Annotated in this window: 22 protein-coding genes; 5 read left to right on the top strand and 17 right to left on the bottom strand. The window is 61.9% G+C overall.

Going from position 1 to position 23,268, the window contains the following annotated elements:
• Positions 1-112: 112 nt before the first annotated feature.
• Positions 113-769 carry a response regulator transcription factor gene (locus P3T24_RS03950; protein ID WP_429432597.1) on the bottom strand — a complete coding sequence of 219 codons (657 nt, stop codon included), beginning with the start codon at positions 767-769 and terminating at the stop codon, positions 113-115.
• A 318-nt stretch (positions 770-1,087) separates the two neighbouring features.
• Positions 1,088-2,356 carry a phthiocerol/phthiodiolone dimycocerosyl transferase family protein gene (locus P3T24_RS03945; RefSeq protein WP_429432594.1) on the bottom strand — a complete coding sequence of 423 codons (1,269 nt, stop codon included), beginning with the start codon at positions 2,354-2,356 and terminating at the stop codon, positions 1,088-1,090.
• A 306-nt stretch (positions 2,357-2,662) separates the two neighbouring features.
• Between P3T24_RS03945 and P3T24_RS03940 the strand changes: the two genes are divergently transcribed.
• Positions 2,663-3,160 (top strand): DUF2165 family protein, encoded by a 498-nt coding sequence (locus tag P3T24_RS03940; protein WP_429432592.1) that lies wholly within the window; start codon positions 2,663-2,665, stop codon positions 3,158-3,160.
• 25 nt (positions 3,161-3,185) lie between these two features.
• Here the strand turns inward: P3T24_RS03940 and P3T24_RS03935 are convergent, their stop codons facing one another.
• Both P3T24_RS03935 and P3T24_RS03930 read right to left on the bottom strand, forming a co-directional pair.
• Complete coding sequence (locus tag P3T24_RS03935) at positions 3,186-4,724, bottom strand: DUF4387 family protein (RefSeq protein ID WP_429432589.1); 1,539 nt, start codon at positions 4,722-4,724, stop codon at positions 3,186-3,188.
• A gap of 137 nt (positions 4,725-4,861) precedes the next feature.
• Positions 4,862-5,782, bottom strand: a complete 921-nt coding sequence (locus P3T24_RS03930) for a LysR substrate-binding domain-containing protein (protein ID WP_074268621.1) — start codon at positions 5,780-5,782, stop codon at positions 4,862-4,864.
• A gap of 209 nt (positions 5,783-5,991) precedes the next feature.
• Here P3T24_RS03930 and P3T24_RS03925 point away from each other — a divergent pair, with 209 nt between their 5' ends.
• Together P3T24_RS03925 and P3T24_RS03920 are read left to right on the top strand one after the other, a co-directional pair.
• Positions 5,992-7,056, top strand: a complete 1,065-nt coding sequence (locus P3T24_RS03925) for an alpha/beta hydrolase family protein (RefSeq protein ID WP_429432587.1) — start codon at positions 5,992-5,994, stop codon at positions 7,054-7,056.
• Positions 7,057-7,154: 98 nt separating this feature from the next.
• The gene (locus P3T24_RS03920; protein ID WP_429432584.1) at positions 7,155-7,757 is read left to right on the top strand and encodes a hypothetical protein; all 603 of its coding nucleotides are present in this window, start codon (positions 7,155-7,157) and stop codon (positions 7,755-7,757) included.
• Between the two features lie 5 nt (positions 7,758-7,762).
• On the opposite strand, the gene P3T24_RS03915 is transcribed toward P3T24_RS03920, so the two are convergent.
• The 12 genes from P3T24_RS03915 to P3T24_RS03860 all read right to left on the bottom strand — a co-directional run bounded on the left by P3T24_RS03915 (position 7,763) and on the right by P3T24_RS03860 (position 19,710).
• Positions 7,763-8,020 (bottom strand): Type 1 glutamine amidotransferase-like domain-containing protein, encoded by a 258-nt coding sequence (locus tag P3T24_RS03915; protein WP_429432581.1) that lies wholly within the window; start codon positions 8,018-8,020, stop codon positions 7,763-7,765.
• Between the two features lie 92 nt (positions 8,021-8,112).
• Entirely contained in the window at positions 8,113-8,541 is a 429-nt protein-coding gene (locus P3T24_RS03910; protein ID WP_429432579.1) for a YybH family protein, read from the bottom strand.
• A 243-nt stretch (positions 8,542-8,784) separates the two neighbouring features.
• Positions 8,785-10,803: a phosphoenolpyruvate--protein phosphotransferase gene (ptsP, locus tag P3T24_RS03905; RefSeq protein ID WP_429432576.1), complete on the bottom strand. Its 2,019-nt coding sequence runs from the start codon at positions 10,801-10,803 to the stop codon at positions 8,785-8,787.
• An 89-nt stretch (positions 10,804-10,892) separates the two neighbouring features.
• A complete protein-coding gene (locus tag P3T24_RS03900) occupies positions 10,893-11,276 on the bottom strand; it encodes a PTS glucitol/sorbitol transporter subunit IIA (protein WP_074268627.1) in 384 nt (127 codons plus the stop codon).
• A gap of 13 nt (positions 11,277-11,289) precedes the next feature.
• Positions 11,290-12,324, bottom strand: a complete 1,035-nt coding sequence (srlE, locus tag P3T24_RS03895) for a PTS glucitol/sorbitol transporter subunit IIB (RefSeq protein ID WP_074268628.1) — start codon at positions 12,322-12,324, stop codon at positions 11,290-11,292.
• A 48-nt stretch (positions 12,325-12,372) separates the two neighbouring features.
• On the bottom strand, positions 12,373-12,927 hold the full coding sequence (srlA, locus tag P3T24_RS03890) for a PTS glucitol/sorbitol transporter subunit IIC (protein WP_429432573.1): 555 nt from the start codon (positions 12,925-12,927) through the stop codon (positions 12,373-12,375).
• Positions 12,928-13,038: 111 nt separating this feature from the next.
• The gene (locus P3T24_RS03885) at positions 13,039-13,434 is read right to left on the bottom strand and encodes a transcriptional regulator GutM (RefSeq protein ID WP_429432571.1); all 396 of its coding nucleotides are present in this window, start codon (positions 13,432-13,434) and stop codon (positions 13,039-13,041) included.
• Positions 13,435-13,596: 162 nt separating this feature from the next.
• On the bottom strand, positions 13,597-14,889 hold the full coding sequence (locus tag P3T24_RS03880) for an acetoin dehydrogenase dihydrolipoyllysine-residue acetyltransferase subunit (protein ID WP_429432568.1): 1,293 nt from the start codon (positions 14,887-14,889) through the stop codon (positions 13,597-13,599).
• 1 nt (position 14,890) lies between these two features.
• Positions 14,891-15,937: an alpha-ketoacid dehydrogenase subunit beta gene (locus P3T24_RS03875; RefSeq protein ID WP_429432565.1), complete on the bottom strand. Its 1,047-nt coding sequence runs from the start codon at positions 15,935-15,937 to the stop codon at positions 14,891-14,893.
• A complete protein-coding gene (locus P3T24_RS03870) occupies positions 15,934-16,974 on the bottom strand; it encodes a thiamine pyrophosphate-dependent dehydrogenase E1 component subunit alpha (protein ID WP_429432562.1) in 1,041 nt (346 codons plus the stop codon). Before P3T24_RS03870 ends, P3T24_RS03875 begins: the two co-directional genes overlap by 4 nt.
• Before the next feature lie 35 nt (positions 16,975-17,009).
• Positions 17,010-18,341, bottom strand: a complete 1,332-nt coding sequence (locus P3T24_RS03865) for an NAD(P)H-dependent oxidoreductase (RefSeq protein ID WP_429432559.1) — start codon at positions 18,339-18,341, stop codon at positions 17,010-17,012.
• A gap of 379 nt (positions 18,342-18,720) precedes the next feature.
• Positions 18,721-19,710 (bottom strand): sugar-binding transcriptional regulator, encoded by a 990-nt coding sequence (locus P3T24_RS03860; RefSeq protein ID WP_429410025.1) that lies wholly within the window; start codon positions 19,708-19,710, stop codon positions 18,721-18,723.
• A gap of 86 nt (positions 19,711-19,796) precedes the next feature.
• On the opposite strand from P3T24_RS03860, the gene P3T24_RS03855 reads away from it, so the two are divergent.
• Both P3T24_RS03855 and P3T24_RS03850 read left to right on the top strand, forming a co-directional pair.
• Entirely contained in the window at positions 19,797-20,636 is an 840-nt protein-coding gene (locus tag P3T24_RS03855; protein ID WP_074268636.1) for a hypothetical protein, read from the top strand.
• 34 nt (positions 20,637-20,670) lie between these two features.
• Entirely contained in the window at positions 20,671-21,276 is a 606-nt protein-coding gene (locus tag P3T24_RS03850; RefSeq protein WP_074268637.1) for a hypothetical protein, read from the top strand.
• Between the two features lie 20 nt (positions 21,277-21,296).
• On the opposite strand, the gene P3T24_RS03845 is transcribed toward P3T24_RS03850, so the two are convergent.
• On the bottom strand, positions 21,297-23,255 hold the full coding sequence (locus tag P3T24_RS03845) for a hybrid sensor histidine kinase/response regulator (RefSeq protein ID WP_429432556.1): 1,959 nt from the start codon (positions 23,253-23,255) through the stop codon (positions 21,297-21,299).
• Positions 23,256-23,268 lie beyond the last annotated feature (13 nt).

Raw genomic sequence — 23,268 nt, 5'->3', positions numbered from 1 at the left:
TGAATGGGCATTTCTCGTGGCGTTGCCGGATAAGGCTGATTGCCCGATACAAACTTTAAAGCCGCTGAATTAGCCCGGAATTAACACGCTATGGGTCGCAGTCCGAAGAATCTCAATGGACTACTGTCCAACCCATTCCACGCACGTTGCGGATCAGGGACTGGCCGAACTTCTTGCGCATCGCGTGAATCAGCACGTCGATGGCATTGCTTTCCACCTCTTTGCCCCATCCGTATAGCCGGTCTTCGAGCTGGCCGCGCGACAGGACCATGCCGGGCCGCTCCAGAAATGCGTGCATCAATGCGAATTCGCGCGCAGAGAGCGACGACGCTACGCCGTTGCAGCACAACAGGCGTTTGTTAAGATCGAGGTTGAGCGACTCGCCGCCGATCCGCGAGGTCGCATAGCCGGCCTTGCGACGCAATACCGCCCGGATTCGCGCAAGAAGCTCGCGGACTTCGATCAGCTTCAGTACACAATCGTCGGCACCGACATCAAGACTGCGCACACGCGTCTCCAGATCGTCCAGCGCGGTGAGAATCACCACAGGGACGTCGTTGCCCGCCGCACGCAACGAACGTAGCAGATCGAGACTGCCTGCGCCCGACAGGTCGAGATCGAGCAATACGACGGCGTAATAGGCCGTATTGATGGCCACGCTGCCGGCCTTGCCGTCGCGAACCCAGTCGACACTGCAATCCGCATCCTTCAATGCGCGAAGCAGGCTTTCGCCAATCTGAAGATCCTCTTCAACCAGTAAAACTCGCATGATGTCCCACCGTTCTGAATAGCGTTCGCTCCATTTGGGTCGCGCGCTATTGAAACTGGAAATCCCCCTGTTGATTCGCATAACGTATTGTGTTGGGCTTAAATCACCTTGAATTCACGTTTGTGAAGAGTCTTGCGCATCCCCGCGCCTGGTTTTGCCCTGGATCGAATCACGACAAGTGGTCGTCTTGATACTACGGGGCGCAGTGTGCAGGATTTTGGGGAATGGCGAAAATACCGACTGCTGATGCCAATATAAGCAGCGCATATAGCTCGCACTGCCCATGGCGATTTCCAGCCCGCGGAGCGCGGGCTGCCGCTACTGGCAAGCGGATTCCAGTCGCCTCACGACGTTTTCCGAGATCGCCCGCATGACCGCGGGGTCGATGAACTCGTCCGAGTACACGGTGCTTGCGACCAGCAATCCGTCGAAAATCGCCACCGAAACATTGGGGAAATTCTTCAGGCCACACGCATAATCAAAGCCGGTCACTTTCAGCTGCTGCGTTGGCCAACGAAATCGGATCGCCTGCATATCGGAGACATTGAGCGCAACCGGCGGTTGTTGCATTCCGCAAAACAATTTCGGGTAATTCAGGTAAGTATGAAACACTGAACCGTTGGTCGCACCCTCGTGGATATCGTTAAATACGAGTTTCGCAATGTCGAAAAATGGACGATCCAGATCAGGGATCCGTGTGATGAGTCCGGTAATAGCCGTAAACACGAGCTCCGGTGAAGCGTGCGGTTCAAGCCTGCGGCGCATATCCACGCTCGATCGCAGCAGCATCTGCCGTGGCTGCTCCCCCGCCACGTCACGAATCGCGAGGGCAAACGCCGCGAGCAGAAGCGAGTGCACCGAGGAGCCGTGTGCATGGGCTGCGGCGTGAATTCTTTGCATGGCGTCGAACTGGATCACCGTCCGCTCGAGGCGTCGCCTCGGAGGCTCTCCATCTTGCCGCACCCGTGCCCGCGGCGGGATCTTCGCAAATCGCCCCGAATGCGCAATGGGGTCGCACATACGGTCTGCAGGAAGCGCAGCCAGGCTTTGACTCACGGCCGCGTCGAGTGGGCTCGGAAAGGGCTGTGTCTCAAACGCCGGAGCTATGCCGCGCACAATGCAATCGCACATGTAAGCAAGACAGGCATGCAGTTCGACCAGCGAAGTCGCGTCTGTCACCGCATGGGTGCTCAGCATGAAGACGTCGAGCGTATCGTCGCCGGCAATGGCGTGGATAGAGTAGACTTTTTTTCGCGTATCCAACTCGGCATTCAGTAACTTCTCATACAGGACGTCGGCGGAACACCTGTCGGCAGACAACCACGATTCGACTGCCTGCCAGTTGTCCGTCCGCTCCACGAATTGCCCATCCTCGACGACCGCACGGAGAATGCCGTAGCGAGCTTCCAGACACGCTACGGCAGCGTCAAATTGCTCCCGGTTGATCGCGCCGGTGATCGTGCTCCGGCTCACCACATTAGTGTGCGTCTGCATGTAGACCATCTCCGTCGGCGAAGCGCGGCGATATATTTTTCTCGCGGCTCGTGACCGGCTTTGGTAGGTAAGTTCGCAGTTAAGGCTCTGCATGGTGAGCTCCTGGCAAAAAATCAAATGAAAATGGGGGCGGCCGCTCCGACGACGGCGGCATTTTCCTGGCCACGTCTACGCGTTCTGGACCAAGCCGTCGCTCGACGGTCTGATCACGCAGACAATCTAGGCCGCGAATATGAGGTGGGAATTAGAACGACTGGGGCCAGGTGCCGATAATTCGCCGCTAAGTGTCGACGTGAAAAATGCTGCATGCCGCCGCGTGGCTTGCGGCAGGTCTACGAGCGTTCATCAGCCGTTATAAGCTATGGCTCAACAGGACGTTTTCGCCAAAGCGAGGTCATCGTGACTATCCGTGTTTCTAAACTGCTGCTCGTGATGTCCATGGCGCTGCTCGCGTCGCTTGTGAGCTTCGGCAATCTCACCGACTACGGCAGCAACCTCGCGTTCGTGCAGCACGTCTTCCGCATGGACACAATCTTTCCTGGCAGTGCGATCGGTTATCGCGCGATAACGTCGCCAGCCATCCAGAACGCCGGCTATGTGTTGATCATTGCGCTCGAGACCGTGACTGCTGTGTGCTGCTGGATCGGCACGTTCACCATGTGGCGCGCGCGCCGCTCGGACCACAGCGCATTCAACCGGTCAAAACGTTGGGCGATTGCCGGACTCACGCTCGGGTTCCTGACGTGGCAGGTCGCGTTCATGTCGGTGGGAGGCGAATGGTTCGGAATGTGGATGTCCACTACGTGGAATGGCGAAGAAAGCGCGTTCCGGTTCTTCGCGACATTTGCGCTCGTGCTGATTTTCTTGAGTCTGCGCAACGACGATATTGCCGAATAGTCTTGCGCTGTTGTGAAGCGATCTGCTAGCTGTCTGCAAACGTTGGAATGACCAGCCGCTCCAGCATGGATTGCTGTCGAGTGCCGAATTCACCGCGTTCACCAGGCCCGAGCGAGACCGAATTGATCGGCCGCTCCACGGTAATCTTGATCGCGTTGCAGTTGTCGACGAAATAAGTGCCCACGATTGAGGTCAGCTCGACGCCGAGTTCGTCCGCCACCTTGCGCGCGCAGAAGAAATTCGAGCGCAACGCCGCCTCGTACGCGTCCTTCGATACGAACAGCAAGTCGAATGTCATCCGGTTGATCCCTGCGTTCCTGCTCCGGATCACGCGGGCGATGTCCAGCAGACGCCGGCTTCCGGACGGCATCGCTAATGGCGGCACGTCCTCGATCGCGCAGAGAGTCCTGTCGTCGAGATTTTGCGTGCCGGCCGGTTCGCCCACGTCGAAGTACGCTGCTCTAGCCTCCCCTGTCCTGCTCCATTCGCGGCCGTTTGCGCTGTAGTAGTGAACGGGAAACATGCGGTTGCGAATGACGTCCTCGTTTTGAAGAAGGTGATAAAGCGTCCATTCATATACATCGGGCGGATCGGTCGCATTGAGCTCGCGCAGCGCCCCCTTTCTCAAACCCACGCGACGCGCGCCCTCGAGCTTGATGCTCAACGGCCACGGCTTGCCGGTGCGATAAAAGCGGCTCTTGCGAATGCCCGCGCTACGCGCACCGACAGCGAAGAACTCCGTCCTGGCCATCGCGAGCACGCCTTCAGGATAGAACTGCAACTGCGGATGAGCCTGCTCATGGAGCGAATGCGCGGCGAGGGTATACGGCGTACAGGAACGGTTCTCGTCGGGCGCGATAAAGACCGCGCTGCCGTCGTCGAAAATCTCCGCCACAAGACAGTCCGATAACGAGCCGGGTTCGCAAGCCAGCGCGCCGGACTCGAGCATGTGCCCGACGTGATAGGCAAGCCCCGGCGCAATGCCGTGGCGGAGCATATCGGCTGCGAAGAGCGCCGCGCCGCACGAACGGCCCGCGAAAACATACTTCGCGCCGCCGTGCAGCGCTGCAAGTAGCGGATGGATACCCATCTGGCCGACAATCGTACTTTCGCGCAGCGACGCTTCATCGGGTGCGGGACCCGCGCCGAGCGGGCGCAATGCGCCGGCGCGCGCTTCGTCGATCAAGATAGCCGGATCCAGTTCAGACCGGATGACGGCCACTTTCGCACCACGCACGTCGAGTTCTTCGAATACCTCTTTGGCGATCCCGAGCATCCAGTCGAGATTGCGATCGCCACCAGCCATCCCGCAGCTACCGAGAATCACCGGGGCCGCGATACGTTCTGCGGCTTCGACCATCTTGCGAAAGTCGTTTTTGACCGCATCACGCTCGAAGTGTTGGCCACCGCCGGCAAGGTGGTACGGGCTCGCATCCATCGAACCGGCATCGGCGATCACGGCGTCGATACGCCCACCAGCCAGCGCCTTTTGCAGCGATTCCCGCGGGAATCCGGCGCCCAATGCGCCGCATGTGGCGACCACCCGATAGATTAATTTCGCCACACCAAACCTCACGCCATGCATCGGACGACCTCATGTCGTCTCCAGGATGCCAAGGCTCGAGTCTGAGCGTTTTTTCAAAGCGGGAAAAATACTGTCTTGCGATGCGGGTATAAGCGGCCACGATAGCTCGCGACGGATCATTCCCCGGCCGGTTCGACGCCCGGCACCGGGTGCTCGGACAGGTGCTGTTTCACAAAGCCAGCAATGAAATCGCGCACCGCTTCCCCAGCGGCTGCGAGCGGCGTCTCCGCAGAAGAAACGATGCTGGCCGTCAGCGAAACTGCGGGTTCGATGGCTTGCGCGGAAATATTAGCAGGCAGTTCGTCCGTGCCACCAAGCGGCAAGATGGTATCGCCGACACCGGCTTGTACGGCGGCGAGCATATCGGCACTCACGTCGGCTTCAGCCGCGACATGCGGTTCGATTCCCGCCTCTGCGAACAGCCGATCGAGTACAAGCCGCACGATGTTCGGCTGATGCGGCAATACGAGTGGAAGATCCGCGAGTTCGCGAAATGTGATCGATCCAGGCCTGACCGAACCGTTTGCCCGGCGCAGAAGAAAGAGCCGTCGATCGAATAGCGGCACACGGACACAACCCGCATACGGCTCACCTTCGAAGAGCACAGCGAGGTCGATGGCGTGTTCGCGAATGCTCGTAGCCAACTGAATGCTGCCGGCGGACGAAAGCTTCAGTCGCACTTTGGGTAACGCGATGCGGCATGCCGCCATGATCGGCCCCGCCAACTGCGCGGCGAGAGGAAAAGCCATGCCGATGGAAACGCACCCCTCCACTTCTTCGCCGTGTCCACGTACGACCTCAGGCAAGCGCTCGACGCGCCGCAGGATCGCACTCGCCTCCACGTAAAGCCGCTCGCCTGCGGCCGTCGCGTTCACGCCGCGCGCGCTGCGCTGCAGCAGCGATACGCCGAGCTGATCTTCGAGGTCGGCGATCTGCTGGCTCAAGGCAGGCTGGGCGACATGGGCGACCTGTGCCGCGCGCGAGAAACTGCCGGCATCGACGATTGTCACGAAATAACGCAACTGCCGGAGTTTCATCTAGCAGCACCTCGCCGGAGTGGCCGCCATGAAGGCATACGCGCCTCGCGCGTGGTTGTTCCGCATGGCCCGGAACCGCGCCGGCTCGGGTCGGAGAGTTTGCTCGTCGGCTATGAGCAGCAGATTCCTGAAAAGCAGAGCGATCGGCGCTCAACGAGTCTACAGCGTTGCCGGTCGACGTACAATCCGCGCTGTTGGCGCTTTCCTGAATGCCGACGGTTGCTGGCGCTTTGGCCGGCGGCGGTCTTTTGCATGTCGGGGTGACGTCGACGCCAACAAAGGAGACCGCCGTGAGATTAATGGCCGTGATCACCGCTCTTTTTGCCCTGGCTGCCACGCCTGCCTTCGCCGCCGATGTCGGCTTCGAGGAGGTCAAGATAGCGAACGGCGCGGAGCCGCCGCTAACGGCCGGGATCTGGTATCCGACCAGCACCCCGGCGACACCGCACGCGTTGGGCAACGTCACCCAGATTGTGGCGCCGGGCGCTCCGGTCGCGGGTCGTCGCCTGCCGCTGGTGGTGATGTCGCACGGCGGAGGCGGATGGTACGACGGCCATTACGATACGGCACTTGCTCTCGCTCATGCGGGCTTCGTGGTGGCCTCGGTCAGTCACGCCGGCGACACGTTCAATGACCAGAGCCGGGTGTTGCAATTGTGGCGCCGTCCCGCCCAGCTTCACCTGCTGGTCGACTACATGCTTGATGGGTGGCGTGGGCATGGACGGCTGAATGCGGCCCGTGTCGGCGCGTTCGGCTTTTCCAACGGCGGCTTCACCGTGCTCGTGGCCGCAGGCGGGACCCCGGACCTTACCCAGATCGCCCCGTACTGCGACGCCCACCCCGAGCATGACCTCTGCGCGACGCTGAGGCAGGCCGGCGTCGATCCCCGTCTCCAGGCAGATGTTCCGGCCGGCGCATGGGTTCACGATCCGCGCATCAAGGCCGCAGTCGTCGCGGCGCCCGCGTTCGGTTTTGCCTTCGGCCGCGCCGGGTTAAGCAGCGTGCACATCCCCGTCCAGCTCTGGCGAGCCGCCAACGATCGTCATCAGCCGCATCCCTACTACGAGGAAGCCGTACGCGCCGACCTGCCCCGGCCGCCCGAATATCACGTGGTCGCCAACGCAGGCCACTACGACTTCCTGCCACCGTGCGATGCGCGTCTGTCGCAGAAGAGGCCGGAAATCTGCGAAAGCCTGCCGGGCTTCGACCGAGCAGCGTTCCATGAACAATTCAACGCCGACGTGGTGCAGTTTTTCCAGGCAACGCTGCGCTAGTCGATTTCCTGTCTTTTGTGCACTCGCGGTGCGTCGATCCGCGAACTGTCGAGGCTCGCGCTTGTCGGAATTGCATAGACCCGTTACAGGATAAATGGATGGCGCTCTCTGTAAGGCAAATTAAAGCTCCTGCTGCGGTGGCACAGCTAGCCGTCGCGATGCTGCTCAGCGTGAGCAGCGCGTGTTTTGGCCAGGCTTCCGATACTGCCGATACCCCGGATACCGCGCCCGCAAGTGTCGACGTTGCCGCTCCCGAAGTTGCCTCTCCCGAAGTTGCCTCTCCCGAAGTTGCCTCTCCCGAAGTTGCCTCTCCGATTGCTGCCTCCGAAGTTCCCGCCGAGCCGGGATGCTCCTCGGTAGTACTCAGTTGCAATACGCCGTCGCGGCCCATTGCGCCCGAACACCAGCTGCTCGATCCCGCTACGGCGCGCGATCAGGCGCAACGTGCGCAAGCGCAGGCCGATCAAATCGCAGCCGAGCAGGCCTTGCAGCGACGCATCGAGTTCGCGCGTCTGCATCCGAACGCGATCTTTGTGTACGGCGACAAGCCAACGCCACAGGAAAGCGTATCCGATGTCTTCAATCGGACGCTCGGCGTGCCGACGACGACCCTCACCACCTCGACCTTTGACGCGACGGGTCGGAGGACAGAATGCGTGAGTGCCTGTCGTGGGCCGCTTTGCTGTGTCACGACGCCTTAGACGAGCTAAAAATCCACCACTCCGGGCGTGCTATCGCCTCCGGACGGTGGAGTCCAGTGGGGGAATTCCTCGCCGATGTTGGAGGCCATCACCATGCTCCCGGCGCTCAATCCGACGTAGACCAGATCGTGCAGCGACGGCAACAAGTCCGCTAGTTCGGACTGCTGCATCCAGTAAGACAGATACAGGGAATCCCCGCCTCCGACCAGCGCGTTGTGGATGCTCGGGTTTTTGATGCCAGCGGACGTGAGAAGAAATTTCATGATGCCTCTCCTGGCCGTTATGCATGAGTCAAGTCAGACGCTTAAGCAGGAAGCGCCCGCACGACCTGGCGCCGTCTCTCGAACATGCGCTGTCAACGCTTGAAAATAGCCTTCGTCGTATCGAAGTCGATCGGAGACGATGTGTGCTCGTGGATGATTTTCCACGCGTCGCCCTTCCGCCTGAGCGTCAAGCTCATCCGATTGTCCAGCGAGCGCAAATCCACGCCCTCGGCATTAACCGCTTTGTATGTCACGAAGGTGTGGACAACGCCGAGGTCCTGGACGACGGTCGTTTGTGTGTCGCTGAAATCCACGATAACGCGTTCCGTACCCAGCGAGTCGAACCAGGTCACCACCATTTCCCGCCAGGACGCAACGCCGGTGTACGACCATACGCCCCACATGTCGAAGACCGACACGTCCTGGTCATACAGCGCAACGAGCGAGTCGACGCTCTTCGCGAATACCGCAGCTTTGTAGTCGTCAAGAACCTGCAGGATCGGATTGTCGGCTTTGTCCACAGTATTTTCTCCCGGGTTACGTTGGTTTCAAGGTAACGACGATCGACCAACGGCAGGATCGACATCTACCGGAAAAAAATATTCGCTCGGTATTGGAAGCTGGAGGTGCATCGGGCAAATTGCCCCGCGCTCGTGGGGCTGCACGAACGGCACCTTACAGCAGGCCTGGACGTTGACGGCTCTCGAAAGAGCGATTGGATTTTTACGCCGTCACGTGCGATGGACTTTCCTTGCTCACGCGCCCTACAGTTCGCTCACGATCTTCTTCGCCCTCAACACCGACGACGGACTCATACTGAGCTCATTGACTCCCAGGCCGATCAGAACCGGAATCATCTCCGGACGCGCCGCCGCCTCACCGCACACGGCCACGCTGATGTTCGCCTTCTTCGCCGCCTCGCAGACCATGCCAATCGCACGTAGCACCGCCGGATGATCGGTCCTGTACAACGCCGCCAGATTCGGATTGACGCGATCGACGGCCATCACATACTGCGTCAGGTCGTTCGTGCCGATTGAGAAGAAGTCCACCTCGGGCGCCAGCAGGTCGGCGGTGAGCGCAGCGGCCGGCGTCTCGACCATAATGCCCAGTTCTGGCTGCGCGTAGGTCACGCCTTCCTGGGACAGCTCCTGTGCGCAGGTTGCAAGCAACGTCTTCACTGCGCGAATTTCATCGAGGTCGTCGATCATCGGCAACATCACGCGCACATTGCCCACCGCTGCTGCACGCAGCAACGCGCGCAATTGCGGCTTGAACACGTCGGGACGATCGAGGCACATGCGCACGCCACGCCAACCGAGGAACGGATTGTCCTCCTGCGGGAAGACGATGCCGGGCACCGGCTTGTCGCCGCCGACATCGAGCGTACGGATCACCACCGGACGTGGATGAAAAGCCTGCGCAAGCCGGCTATAGACGCCGTACTGCTCCTCCTCGTCGGGCAAGCTGCGGCGATCCATGAACAGCAGTTCCGTGCGGAACAGGCCCACGCCCATCGCGCCGGCTTCGAGTGCCGCGTCGATCTCCGTCAGTGAACCGAGGTTCGCGGCAATCTCGATGTGCCGGCCGTCACGCGTCACCGGAGCGACGTCGCGATACACGCTCAATGCGGCGCGCCGGTTACGGTCCTGCGAAATACGCTCGGCAAAGTCCGCCTGCAGCCCGGACGACGGATCGAACCATACGTGCCCCTGCGAGCCGTCGAGCGCGACGGATGCCGCTTCGCGCAGGCGCTCCTCCGACACCGGCAACCCCAACACTGCCGGGATGCCATGCGCACGCGCCATGATGGCAAGATGCGAAGTCGCGCTCCCCTTGATGCACACGAGACCTTTGATGTTAGCGACACAAGCGCGCGCGAAATCGAGGGCGCCCAGATCGGAGGCCAGCACGATACAGGGCTGGGTCAATGAAGCAAGGCTCACGTCATCGCGCCCGAGCAGTCGCAACGCCACCTGACGCGCAATGCCGCGGATATCGTCGGCACGGCTGCGCACATATTCATCGTCCATCGCGAGGAAAGCGGCGGAGAGTTCTTCGCCCACCTGCAGCGTCGCCGCGGCCGCATCCCAGCCTGACGTGATGCGATCCTTGACGGCGCCGGAAAACTCATCGCTTTGAGCGACGTCCGTCAATGCCTCGACGATATCGCCATGCTGGCTCATCGTTTCGAACTGCGTATCAAGTGCGGCGATCGCTTCGCGAAACGCTACGCCGAAGCGGGCCAGTTCTCCTTCCACTTCATCCGGCTCGATAAACTGCCGCGCCGCACGCAACTCTTCGGGCAAATAGACGAATGCTTCGCCGTATGCCAGACCTTCGCTCGCCGCCACGCCACGCACTGGCGGCTCGCTGACGATGGCCCCCTCCGCTACCAGCGCCTGCTTCTGCTCCTGCTGCTGCGTCTGAGCGGCTTCCGCCAGACCCCCAGCCGCTACAGGCCCGGTTGCCCCAGCCGTTTCCTCCGGGCCGCCATTCCCGTCATGCCGCGCAAGCGCCACCCCCGCGGTAGGCTCCGAGAGAAACTGCAGCAGCCGGCGCACCGCATCGCTTTCGTCCGAGCCATCGGCTCGCAGCAGAATCTGATCGTCCTGTTTGACGCCGAGCAACATGAGCTTCACCGCGCTTTTTGCATCGGCGCACGTCGAGCCGCGAAAGACCTGCAGCGAGCAAGAAAACTCTTTCGCGAGTTTGGCGAACTGCGTGGCGGGACGCGCATGCAGTCCTTCGTTCACCTTGACGACGATTGCGGTTTCTAGCATGACAGGACCTTCTCGTTCACGTAACACATCCAGCCGATTGCACCACTCTGCCTCATGACCGCGCCATTCCGGCATGACCGTCTGCAACATCAAACATCGACAATCTCGATCACGGTGCCGCTTCGGATCCACGCGAGCAATGCATCCGTGTCGACCGGTTGCGCGCAGATTTCGCCGGGACGCTCAGCGGTGCTCGAACCGTTGAAATTGATCACCACGTGACCCATCTCGTTCACCTTGTTCCATGCCGTCGGCCCCACAGCGGTGACAAACGCACTGACTTCGCCGATGCGCAACTGCGACCCCGCACGCGGCGCCTCCGGATGCAGCTGTTCGGCCCGATGCAGCACGGACACCTCGGCGAGTTCAGGCGGCGCGCCATGCGCGTAGAGAATCATCACGCCGCCTTCCAGCAGGTCCCGCACTTCAGGACCGACCTCCGAGATCACCGTCTTGTAGTAATGCATAGTCATTCCATCTCATCCGTTAAAGTGCGAAGCTCGCCGCCCAAGCGATCAGAACCGAAATGGGGCCCATGATCTGCCGGCTGATCAGGACCGCCGGCACGCCGATCCGGATCGTCTCCGGCTTGGCTTCGCCAAGCGCCATGCCGACCGGCACGAAGTCGCAGCCTACCTGGGTGTCGTAAGCGAACAGGGCCGGCAGCGCCATCTGCGGCGGAATCGTGCCGTTGCCGATGGCCGGCCCAATGATGGCCGCGCCGATCACCTGAGCGATCACCGCTCCTGGTCCAAGTATCGGAGAAAGGAACGGCAAGCCGCAAATCGCGGACAGCACGATCAGACCGACGATGTTGCCGGCGAGCGGTGACAGCAGATGGGCGAGACCCGTACCGATCCCGGTCGAATTGATGATACCGATCAGCATCGTCACAAAGGCCATGAACGGCAGCACGTTGCGGATCACCGTATCGATCGCCTTGCGCCCGCTATTGAACAGCACGTTGACGACACCGCCCATGCCGCGCCCGATCCGCGTGATGAAGCCGATCAGGCCGCGCGAGCTTTCGGCTTCGCGCGTGGCAGCGCCGACGACACCGCCACCAGCAGGCGCGGCAAACGGCGAGGTGGAGTGACTCGCGCTACGTGCGGCACTCGCGCGCGCATCGCCTGGCGCATCGTCTTCCACCGCCGTCAGGTTTTCCGGCGTGACGCCCGATACATAGGTATCCTCGGTAATGAATTGCGCCAGCGGGCCGGATTGACCCACTGAGGTCAGATTGATAGTCGGAATCTTCTTGCGCGGATAGACCCCGCAGCGTGCGGTACCGCCGCAATCGATCACCACCGCGGCCATCTCCGATTCGGGCGGCGGCGTACGGAAGCCATCGACCAGCACACCGCCCGTCATTTCGGCAAGTACCCTCGCCAGTTCAGGAATGCTGCCGCCCGTCACGGCGACAATCTTGTTGCGTTCTGCGGTGGGGTGAATCAGGAGCGGGCCACCCCAGCCGTTGGGTCCACGCTCGACCTTCACCGTTCTGTATGCTCTCGTATCCATTTCAGGTCTCCTCAGTCTCGATGTTGGATTGCCGGCGACGGCAGTGCATCACAGTTCGATGTTTTCCCGGTGAGCCAGAATCCGGGTCAACGCTTCAGTCAGGATGCCTTTCAGCAGATTCACAACGAGACCGACGATCAGGTAGAACAGCGCGAGTTTAGGAATGGAAAACGCCAATGTATGGCTTTCCGCCAGCTTGGTGAGACCAGCCGCCACGCCGAGCCAGACAAACAGCTCGCCTGGATTGCAGTGTGGAAAGAGACCGGTAATCGGATGGCACAGCGAAACAGCGGAATCGTAAAACGCGGGCTTATGCTTCTCTTCGAGAAAAACCCCAAACGTATAGGCCATCGGATTGGTCAGGAAGAACATCGCAAGCAGCGGCAACAGCGTATAGCGCGTCACGACATTCTTCGAAAAGAAGCGCGCGAGGCCTTGCACCCGCTGCTCGCCGATCAGGGCGATCAGCGTGTACACCGCGGTCAACAGCACGATCAGCGTGGGCAGGATACCCACTACGAAGCCCACAAACGTTTTACCGCCGGCATTGAAGATGCCGATGAACCCTTCTGCGACATGCGTGAGCCAATCGAGGATGAACATGGCGAATCTCCCAGATAAACCGAAACGATCGCGAAAAGCTCCGCAAGGCGTGATTCAGCGTGACCCGGCGGAACCGGAAACAACAGTTTGCTGAACTATCTAATCAGGGAATCAGGTAGACGCTTGTGCCGCGCGTTGGGCGCGCTCGAGTGCATCGGTGGCAGCCTGCGCAATGCTGCGGCGCAACTTCGAAGTCTTCAGTCGGGCGTTGAACTCGCTCGTCGACAGGCCGGCAAACCCTTCATGAGGACGGAAACGCGTGAAGACCGTGAGACCGGACATGCTGAGGAACTGGCAGACGCGCAGATCGGGGGACAGCACGACGATAGCGACCGCGCCGCGTCCGAGTTTGACCTTGCAGGCGCCGACGCCGAGAAAGCCGCTCTGCCAGCGCTTTGCAGAGTCACGGATCGCGTCGCCATAGCGGCGCATCTGAAACCATGAACCGACCAGCTGCAACGCCCAGAACACCGCCAGGGCGAGTAAGGCACCGCGCACAAAGTCCATCGTCGTCTCCTATGTCCCATGCAACATAGTTATATGTGAACATCTTGTACTTTGGATAATACAATTGTTCATCTGGAATATCATTGGGGAAAACGCCATCCATTCCCCTCTCACTCTTTCATCACGCGCCTTGCCGAACGGTTGCACAAGTCGCATGGTGCGCTATCGTATCGCGACACGCGCGCTCGTGTTCGCCGCCGTTGCAGATGCCATGTTTTGCACGACTATACGGGCCACCTGCGCCTCGGCTTCGACGTACGGTAAATGACCCACACCCGCGAACCGGTGCACCGCGATATGGCCGGGCAAGCCGTCTGCATGCCTAACCGGCAGTATCCGGTCCTGCTGTCCCCAAAGCACGCGTACGGGCATCGTCAGATCGTTGAGCAGATGCCGCAGATCCAGCATTTGGGTGCCGTCGGGAAAGAACGTATCCGCCACCACCGCGAGCCGCTCACGAACCTCGGGGCTCTCCAGTTGCTGCCACGCAGTGGCGATGAAGCCTTCGTCCAGCCGCGCCGGGTCTGCAAATAACTGCTTGAGCCATGGGACGAGACTTGCGCGCCGCGTCGCGTCAGTGAGGCCGCGCAGGAACGGGCCATTGCTCTCGGGTCCCAGACCCGCTGGAGCAAGCAGAGCCAGTGAGCGCACCTCAAGCCGTGAAGCCTTTGCCGAGGTGGCCAGGGCCAAAGCGCCACCGAAAGAATGACCGACCAGGTGACAACGCTCGATGCCTGCGTCGAGCAAGGTGTGCTCGAGCGCCGCAATCATCTCTTCCAGCGACCCCGCCGCCTCTGCCGGCGATTTGCCGTGCGCGGGCAAGTCCACCGCCAGTATGCCGGCCTCCGTCGCGCCCAGGCGCGCCACCGCCTGCGAGAACGGTCGCCAGCTGTTGGATTCCGCAGCGAAGCCGTGCAACAGCACCAGTGGATCGCCGCTTCCCTTGCGTAACGCGATGCTGTGCAGAAGGTGCGTGTGCGGTGCTCCTGTGACTGCCGGCTCTGGCATCTCCTCTAGCATGGCCGCACGCAGCACATCTTGCGCAGCCACACGTCCATGTGGCCCGGACCCCGCAATCCCCACAAGCTGCAACCCGCGTTCGCGAGCAAGGCGCCGCGCCGCCGGGGTTGCCCGCAAAGGTGCTTGCGTGCCAGCGGCAGCGACGTCGTCCTCCGCGGCCCTACCGCCATGCTCACCGTGCTCGACTAACGCCTCACCCGCCGCATAGATCCACGCTACAGCCGTACCCACCGCCACCGACTCGCCAACCGGCGTATTGATCTGACGGATGATGCCGCTTGCCGGCGCATCGATCTCCATGGTCGCCTTGCTGGTCTCGATCTCGAAGATCAGCATTCCTTCGCGTACCTCGTCGCCTTCCTTGACATGCCAGGCGGCGATCATGCCCTCGGTCATGTCCATGTCGACGCGCGGCAAGATGACTTCGGTCGGCATCTCACCCTCTCCCGCCGACGATGCGCCGCGCCGCCGCGACAATGTCGTCGACCTGCGGAACGGCGGCTTTTTCCAGCTCGGGGTTGTACGGAAGCGGACAATCGGCGCCGCCCAGCCGGATCACGGGCGCGTCCAGGTAATCGAAGGCCTCGCTTTCGCAGGCGATTGCAGCGATCTCCGCACCTATACCAAGCTGCTGCACACCCTCGTACACGCAGATCAGCCGCGAGGTCTTGCGGATGCTGGCAATGATCGCCTCGCGGTCGATCGGCCGGATACTACGCAGATCGATCACTTCGGCATCCACACCTTCCTGCTCGAGTTGCGCCGCGGCTTCCAGCGAGCGGATCGCCATGATCGAGGTCGCCACGATCGTGACGTCGCGTCCCGCGCGACGCACGGCCGCCTTGCCGATCGGCACGGTGTAGTAGCCCTCCGGCACCGGCCCCTTGCTCTTGTACAGCAGCTTGTGCTCGAAGATCATCACCGGGTCCGGGTCTTCGAGCGCGGCCAGCAACAGGCCCTTCGCATCGTGCGGGGTGCTTGGCTGGATTACCTTGAGACCAGGCACGTGAGCAAACCAGGCTTCGAGACTCTGGCTGTGCTGCGCGGCCGCACCGGTTCCCGAGCCCGCTGGAAAGCGCATCACCAGCGGCACGGAAGCCTCGCCGCCGAGCATGAAGCGCATCTTGGCCGCCTGATTGACGATCTGCTCCATCGCAAGCGTGGCGAAATCGGAGAACTGGAATTCGTAGATCGGCCGCGAGCCCGTCATGGCCGCGCCCACCGCGACGCCCGCGCCGCCCAGTTCCGAAATGGGCGTGTCCATCACCCGTTCCGCGCCGAAGCGCTGATAGAGGTCGCCCGTGACCTGAAATGCGCCGCCATAGACGCCGATGTCCTCGCCCATCAGGAACACGCGCTCGTCGCGCTCCATTGCAATGGCCATCGCTTCCTGAATCGCCTGGGCGTAGGTCAGTTCCCGCACGGCGTCGTGCGTCTGCTTCTCTTGCACCGCATGCGTGTGTTCAAGCACGTCCGCTGTCATTGCTCGCTCCCACTGGTCGACGCATACACGTAACGGGTCAGGTCGGCCCGCGCCGGCGAAGGACTGTTCTGTGCAAACTCGAGGCCAGCCTCGATCTGCGCTTCGACTTCTTCCCGCAGCGTGGCGATACTTGCGGCATCGAGCAAGCCGCACTGCAACAATTCGTTCTCGAATCGCACGATCGGATCGCGCGCGCTCCACGCGTCGATTTCCTCGCGCGTGCGGTAGCGGTTGCGGTCGCTCTTCGAGTGACCGCGTAAGCGGTAGGTCTCGCATTCGAGCAGCGTGGGGCCGTTGCCCTTGCGCGCATGAGCAACAGCTTCTTCGCTGGCGTTCAGCACCTCGACGAAGCTGTTGCCGTCGACTGTCACGCCCGGCATGTCGTAAGCGAGCGCGCGCTGTGCGATGTGCGTGACCGCCGTGGAACGTTCCACCGACATCGACATCCCGTAGCGGTTGTTTTCGCACACAAAGATCACCGGCAGCTTCCAGATCGAAGCGAAGTTCAGCGACTCGTGGAAGGCGCCCTCGTTATTGGCGCCATCGCCGAAGAAACACATCACCACGCTGTCCTTGCGCTGCCGTTTGATGGACAGCGCTGCGCCCACCGCAATCGGCATCCCGCCGCCCACGATGCCGTTCGCCCCCAGGTTGCCCTGGCTCACATCGGCGATATGCATCGAGCCGCCGCGGCCGCGGCAATAGCCGGTCTCCTTGCCGAAGAACTCCGCGAACATGCGCTTCGGGTCCGCGCCCTTGCCGATGCAATGGCCGTGGCCGCGGTGCGTGGAGGTGATGTAGTCCTTGTCCGTGAGCGGCAGCGTCGCGCCAATCGCGCTCGCCTCCTGGCCGATGGAAAGATGCATGGTGCCGTGGATCAGACCACGCATATATGCCTGCTCAGCGCTCTCTTCGAAACGCCGCACGAGAATCATCTTGCGCAAGGCTTCGCGCAGCGCCGCGGCATCGTGCCGGAACAATACCCCGCGCAGTGCCGTAGCCGGCCTCGTGGGCAATGCCTCTACAATCTCCTGCATGTCCATCCTCCTTGACGGGGCGGTGCACCCGTTCGTTACGCGACCGCGAGCGGCTTGCCGTAGACCATTTCGTCCTGCAGACGGCGCAGCGCGACGATCTGCGAATCGCTGTCCACGGCGCAGTTGCGATAGGTCAGCAGTTCGCCGCGACGAATCGGCTGCGTAACGCGGCCGTTTTCGATCAGCCCGCACGGCACGGCATGCTGCGTGCGCGCATCTCCCACGGTCATGGCCCAGGCGCGATAGGTGTATTCGCCGATCGCGTCGAGCTTCTCGCCCGGTTGCAGGTCTTTCTTGGCGACGGCGCAAACCTCGACGACCGGCACCGGCAACGGCTCCATATCGGCGCGGCGGTACAGCACCGAGCGCGCGCAGGTGAGCGGCACTTCGAGGCTGGTCAGGTGATACGGGCGGTAGAACGTGTAGTACGGCCCCGCGCCGAGCTTCAGGTCTTCCATACGTTCGCGCAGGCGTGGATGCGCCAGTTCCGCGACCACGAACACGCCGGGCGCTACGCCCTTGCCAATGGTGTAATCGACCACGCCCTTGCGCGACAGGATGCCGCCGTCCGCCACCGGGCACAGCACCTTGTGCAACTCCTCGAGCGTCGCCGACGGCCCGTGCATGCCGGGCACGTCCGGCGTGAGACCGGTGGCGTTGCCGATTGCCGCCATCTCGACGGCTGTCTTCGAACCGTCGACGAACTCCACCAGCATGCGCGGATTCATATTGCGGCGTTTGGCCTCGTCCATATAGACGTCGGGGGTCGCGTCGATATTGAGCGGGTTGTTCTTGCCCTTGCCCGCCGCGACGATCGGATAGCCGAGCGCGCTAACGAACTGGATCAGCTCGATGGTCGAGCTCGGTTCGTCGCCCGCGCCCAGCGAATACACCACGCCAAGCCGCTCCGCCTCGCGGCGCAGATAAGCGCCGATGGTCACGTCCGCTTCCACATTCATCATGACCAGGTGCTTGCCGTGCTCCATGGCAAGCAGGCCGATCTGGGCGCCGACCGCGGGCTTGCCGGTCGCATCGATCACCACGTCGATCAGGCCGCTCGTGCAGACCGCGTCGACGTCCTGCGTAATCGCAATCTCGCCGGCTTCGATTGCCTGTTCGAGCGCGCTGCGCGTGTCCACCATCCGGTACCCCGTGTCCGCACCGTTGGCGACTCGCACGGCGGCGCGCGCCGCCTCGGGCCGCAGATCGGCGATCGCGCCAATTTCCAGGCCGTGCATCTGCCGCACCTGCGTCACGATATCCGTGCCCATCTCGCCGCTGCCAATCAGACCAATGCGGATCGGACGGCCGGAGGCGGCACGCTTTTCGAGGTCGGCCGCGAGGCCGCTGGGAGTGATGTTGTGCATGGGCATAGCTCCTGAAATTCAGCGCACGAGCGCACGAAGACGTATCGGCAGGCGCCTGTGCGCCCCGAGATCGAATAGAACTTATGTATTTCACAATAGCACTTTGTTCACTCCAGGGACAAGGTCGAGTTTTGTGCAGGCGGCGTTTTCAGGCTTGGGATTTACCCGTACGCGGACGCGCGCATGCGACGCGGTGATGGCCGTTTCCAGGGTTTATCTGGAGTGTGGGAGTTCAGAGGAAAACGAACGAGCGCACGAATGGGCAGGCGAACGCTGTTTGATGCGGGGAGCGGAGAAAATGGGGCGGATGCCCGTCAGGCGGCGCGGCAAGCAGGCGGATCGGCGCACGCCAGTCCGCCCGCCTTGAGATGCGTGCCGCTCAGCCAGGACCGGCAAGCTTGAGGACGTCTTTCGCGGTGTACTCGTCCGTGATGAGGACAGTCGGCCTGATTATCTTCAGCGCGGCAGCCAATGCCGGCACCTTGCTGGCACCGCCAGCGGCCATCACGCGCACGGGTACCTTCTTGACGATATCGAGCGGCACCGACATCACGCGTTCATTGATCGGATGATCGACCAGCTTGCCGCTGGAATCGAAGAAATTGAACAGCACGTCGCCCACTGCGCCGGCCTTCAACAACGACGCGCGGTCGGCATTGGAGATGAATTTCGACACATGCGCCGTCGCATCCGCCCCCATGCCTGCGGCACCGAGCACAACTGCGTCGAGCGACTTGGCGAGTTCGAAAATATCGCCAAGGCCGCAGCGTTCGATCAGGGTCTGACGCGTGGCCGCGCTATCCACTACCAGCGGTGCGGTCATCAGGTAACAATCCGCCTGAAACAACGACGCAAAGCGCCAGGCGAATTCAGCCGGGTTGAACTTGCGCGCTTTCATGATGCCGCCGAGCAGCGACACCACGGACACGTTCTCCACCGTGCGCTCGCTCATGAAGGCGAGCGAGCTGACCAGGGTCCGGCCCCAGGCCACGCCAATGCGCATGTCAGCACGCACCAGCGACGATACATAGGCGCCGGTCGCCGCCGCGATCGGACCGGTTGCGTCGGCGCCGCGCGCCGATAGCGGCACGACGATCGCCTCGTCGATGCCGAAGCGGCTTTCGAGCAGACGCTCTGCCTCGACACACTCCGCCAGACGATCGCCGATGCTGATCTTCACTTCGTTGCGCTCGCGCGCAGCGGCCAGCAACCGCACGACGGTCACACGCCCGACGCCCAGCTTCAGGGCGATTTCGTTCTGGGTCATTTCCTCGACGAAATACATCCACGCGGCCCGCAAACGCAGACGCCGCGCGGGATTCTGTTCGTCGTTCTCGACGCTTTCCGGGGCAACACTCGCTTTCTGCAACCTCGGCTCCTAAGATGAAAAAAGGCAATCTATGCACTGAACACTTGTGCTATCTTAACTTCAAATGTTGCAACATTGAGACACCCATGGAGTCAAAATCGCCCTTGCCGCAGCATCTCAGCCGCGACATCAACCAGCTCGGGCTCGCGCTGCGCGATTGTGCGCGTCAACTGCGTTACGCGGCACGCAATGTGCCCGGACCGCTCAGAAGCGACCGGCCCGTGGCGCCGCTCGCGTCTTCCGCAACACCGCTCAAGGCGCCCTCCTATCTGTCGCTCGAATCGGTCGCCCATCTGGCGGACGATCTGATCGAAACAGCCGAGTCATTTGCGGGTCACGCTGTACCAACCTTGCAGGACCACTGGAAATCACCGGTTCTGCTGGAACCCCTCACCACTTACCTCGAGATGGCCACCGGGCCCGCAAAGACGCTGCGCAAATTTTCGATGTCGTATTACGCGGCGGCGAAACGGATGATCATGCAAAGCGGCGCAGCCGACGTGCTGATCTTCGAGCACCGCATCTGCACGACGCTCGAACGCATGGGTGCGGCGTTATCGGCGCCGCAAGCGGCCCGCGCGATGTCCTCGCGCAGCGCGCTATGCCTCGCATGCGCGCAACTCGTGTTGTCGCTGCTCGAGACGCAACCGATCCGCAGTACCCGTTTCGAAGTCCTACCGGATGTGAACGCACCGTGGTGGCTCGTCACGGAACCGAACGCCTACGTGTTCCTGATGCTGTCGTTAGTGTCGCTCGCGAAGGACACCTGTACTTCAGGCATTCCCACCGAGCCGGACGCTGCCGTGCGCTTTTTCTCCGACGTGGTGGGTGCACGCGAAACAGCGTTCAAGCAGGCACTCAAGGGCCCCGAACCGCTGCATGCGCTGAGTCACGAAATCGAGTACGCGATCGCCCATCTTTGCTGAGGCCGGCGCTGCACGTCTGCGAGGAGTTGTGCGAATGAGCCAACCGATCTGTAGCATCGAAGGACAGGAAATAGCGACGTGGAAGCGTGTGCAAAAGCTCACGCTATGCCGCCAGCTTTTGCAACGGTGCTGCGACGAGTACCGGGAACGGCACGCATTGCCGGTCGAAATCGACGACCGCAATTTCACCACGGCATTCTTTGCGTGGATCGACGTCGTCGAGCGCAGTGCAGACTATCGGCGTCAGAACGAGCAGGACTACTTCCAGTTTGTGTTCGGCGTGCTGCTGCGCGACTTGCTGCGCGAGAAAGCGATTCACCTGAAGAAAGACGCGTCGACGCAGTTACGTCCGTCGCCGGGAAACATCGCCGACTGGTGGCCGGCCGGTTACGTGCTGACCCACTTTTGCATCGGCACGCTCAAAGCCACCCTGCGTGAACAGTGCGCGGTGGAAGTGCAACCGTCCGACGCGATCTCTCACCCGGCGGTATGGCAATCGTTTCGCGAGAACATGATCGAAGAGCCGGGCCTTGCCATCGCGTTCTTCGACAAGTTCATGGGACTCGAGCCCAACTGGCGCGAGCCGACCCAGATCAATAACCGGCCGGCCGCAGCGCGACGTCCCGCGAAGATCCAGTAGCGTCTACACAAAACGAACGCTTAGGCCTCCGGCACTCCGCTTCCGGACAGACTCGAGGCCTTGGGGAAGCGAGTCTCGATCACCCGGTGGATCTCCTCCACCGCCACCGGTTTGACCAGGTGATAGTCAAAACCCGCGTCGTGGGATCGCTGACGGTCGCCCGCCTGGCCGTAACCGGTGACGGCGACTAGCAGCGCACCGGCGGTGCTATCCAGCTTGCGCATCTCCTGGGCAAGCTGAAAGCCGTCCATACCTGGCAGGCCCAGATCCAGCAATACGATCTCGGGCTTGAACTGCGCCGCGATTTCCAGCGCCTGCGTCGCCTCGTGTGCAATGCGCACGTCGTAGCCGTCCGCTTCCAGGACCATCGACAGTAAAGTCGCGGCGTCCACGCTGTCGTCCACCAGCAGCAGGCGCAACGCCGGTCCTGCGCTCGGCGCTACCGGCGATGCAGCGACGGACTCGGCCGGCAGCGCCGGCTGCCCCGACTGCACGCGGCGCGTGAGCGGCAAGCGCACCACGAACTCGCTGCCCTGCCCGGCGCCGGCCGAGAATGCCTGGATCTGGCCGCCATGCAATTCAACCAGCGTGCGCGCCAACGGCAGCCCGATACCGAGGCCACCCTCAGAGCGCTCCAGCGAGTTCTGCGATTGCACGAACAGGTCGAAGATATGCGGAATCGTCTCGGCGCTCATGCCAACCCCGTTGTCGCGAACGGTGATTTGCACGTCTTCATCTGACTCGCGCACGTCGATCAGAATTTCGCCTTCCTGCGGCGTATATTTCACCGCGTTCGAGAGGATGTTGCCGAGCACCTGCGCAATCCGCACGCCATCGCCGACGATGTAGAGCGAGTCGTCCGGCATCTCGGTCTTCACCGTATGCGCCTTTTTGGCGAGTGCGGGTGCGACGGTTTCGACGGCTGCCTCGATCGCTGCGGCGAGACTGACGTTCTCCTGGCGCAGCGTGATTTTGCCCTGCGTGATACGCGCCACATCGAGCAGGTCGTCGACGAGCCGGCTCAGGTGCCTCACCTGGCGTCCGATCACTTCGCGCATCGTTTCGAAATTCTGCGTGGTGGGCGCACGGCTCGGATCGAGCAACTCGATCGCGTTGCGGATCGGCGCAAGCGGATTGCGCAGCTCATGCGCAAGCATGGCGAGAAACTCATCCTTGCGGCGATCCGCGTCGCGCAACACCATTTCGTTGGCCTTGCGCTCGGAGATATCGTTGACCACGCCGGCTAGCCGATAGATCGAATCACGCGAATCGCGCACTGGAAAGGCGCGCTCGGCAACCCAGCGCATCGTGCCGTTGGGGCGCACTATTCGGTATTCGATCTCGTACGGCGTGCCGCTGACGAGCTCACGGTACGCCGCCTCGACCATGGCTTCGTCCTCCGGGTGAACCCTGCCTGCCCAGTGCGCCGGTCCCGGCTGCGGCAAGGTCGCCGGGTCTCCCCACAAACGATGATAAGCAGGACTGACGTAAAGCAGTTGATCCGTCGCTGGATCGAGCATCCAGAACACGTCGTCGATGTTTTCCGCCATCTGCCTGAAGCGCTCTTCGCTTTCGCGCAAGGCACCCTCCGCGCGGCGCACGCGCAGCAGCGCGCGCACATGTGCGATGAGTTCGGCGGGTTCGATAGGCTCGATCAGGTAGCTGTCCGCGCCGCCGTCGAGCCCTCTGATCCGGTCAATGCTTTGCACCGCCGCAGCAGAGGTCTGCAGCACCAGAATGGCCGCGGTCTCCGGAGAGGCCTTGATCTGCCGGCACACCTCGAAGCCATTGATGTCCGGCAGCTTGACGTCGAGCAGAACCAGGTCGGGCAGCGAGGCGCGCGCGAGTTCGAGGGCCTGAGTGCCATTGGCGGCCTCGATCACCTCGAAGCCGGCACGTGAGAGGATTCGACTCTTCGCATAGCGGGCGCCGTCGTTGTCATCGACATTGAGTATCAGGTTGGCGGTCGCGTCGTTCATGGAAGATTCTTGT

The sequence above is a fragment of the Paraburkholderia sp. GAS33 genome, from assembly GCF_050436645.1.
Lineage (GTDB): Bacteria > Pseudomonadota > Gammaproteobacteria > Burkholderiales > Burkholderiaceae > Paraburkholderia > Paraburkholderia phenazinium_B.
This window is presented reverse-complemented; position numbering and strand designations above follow the sequence as displayed.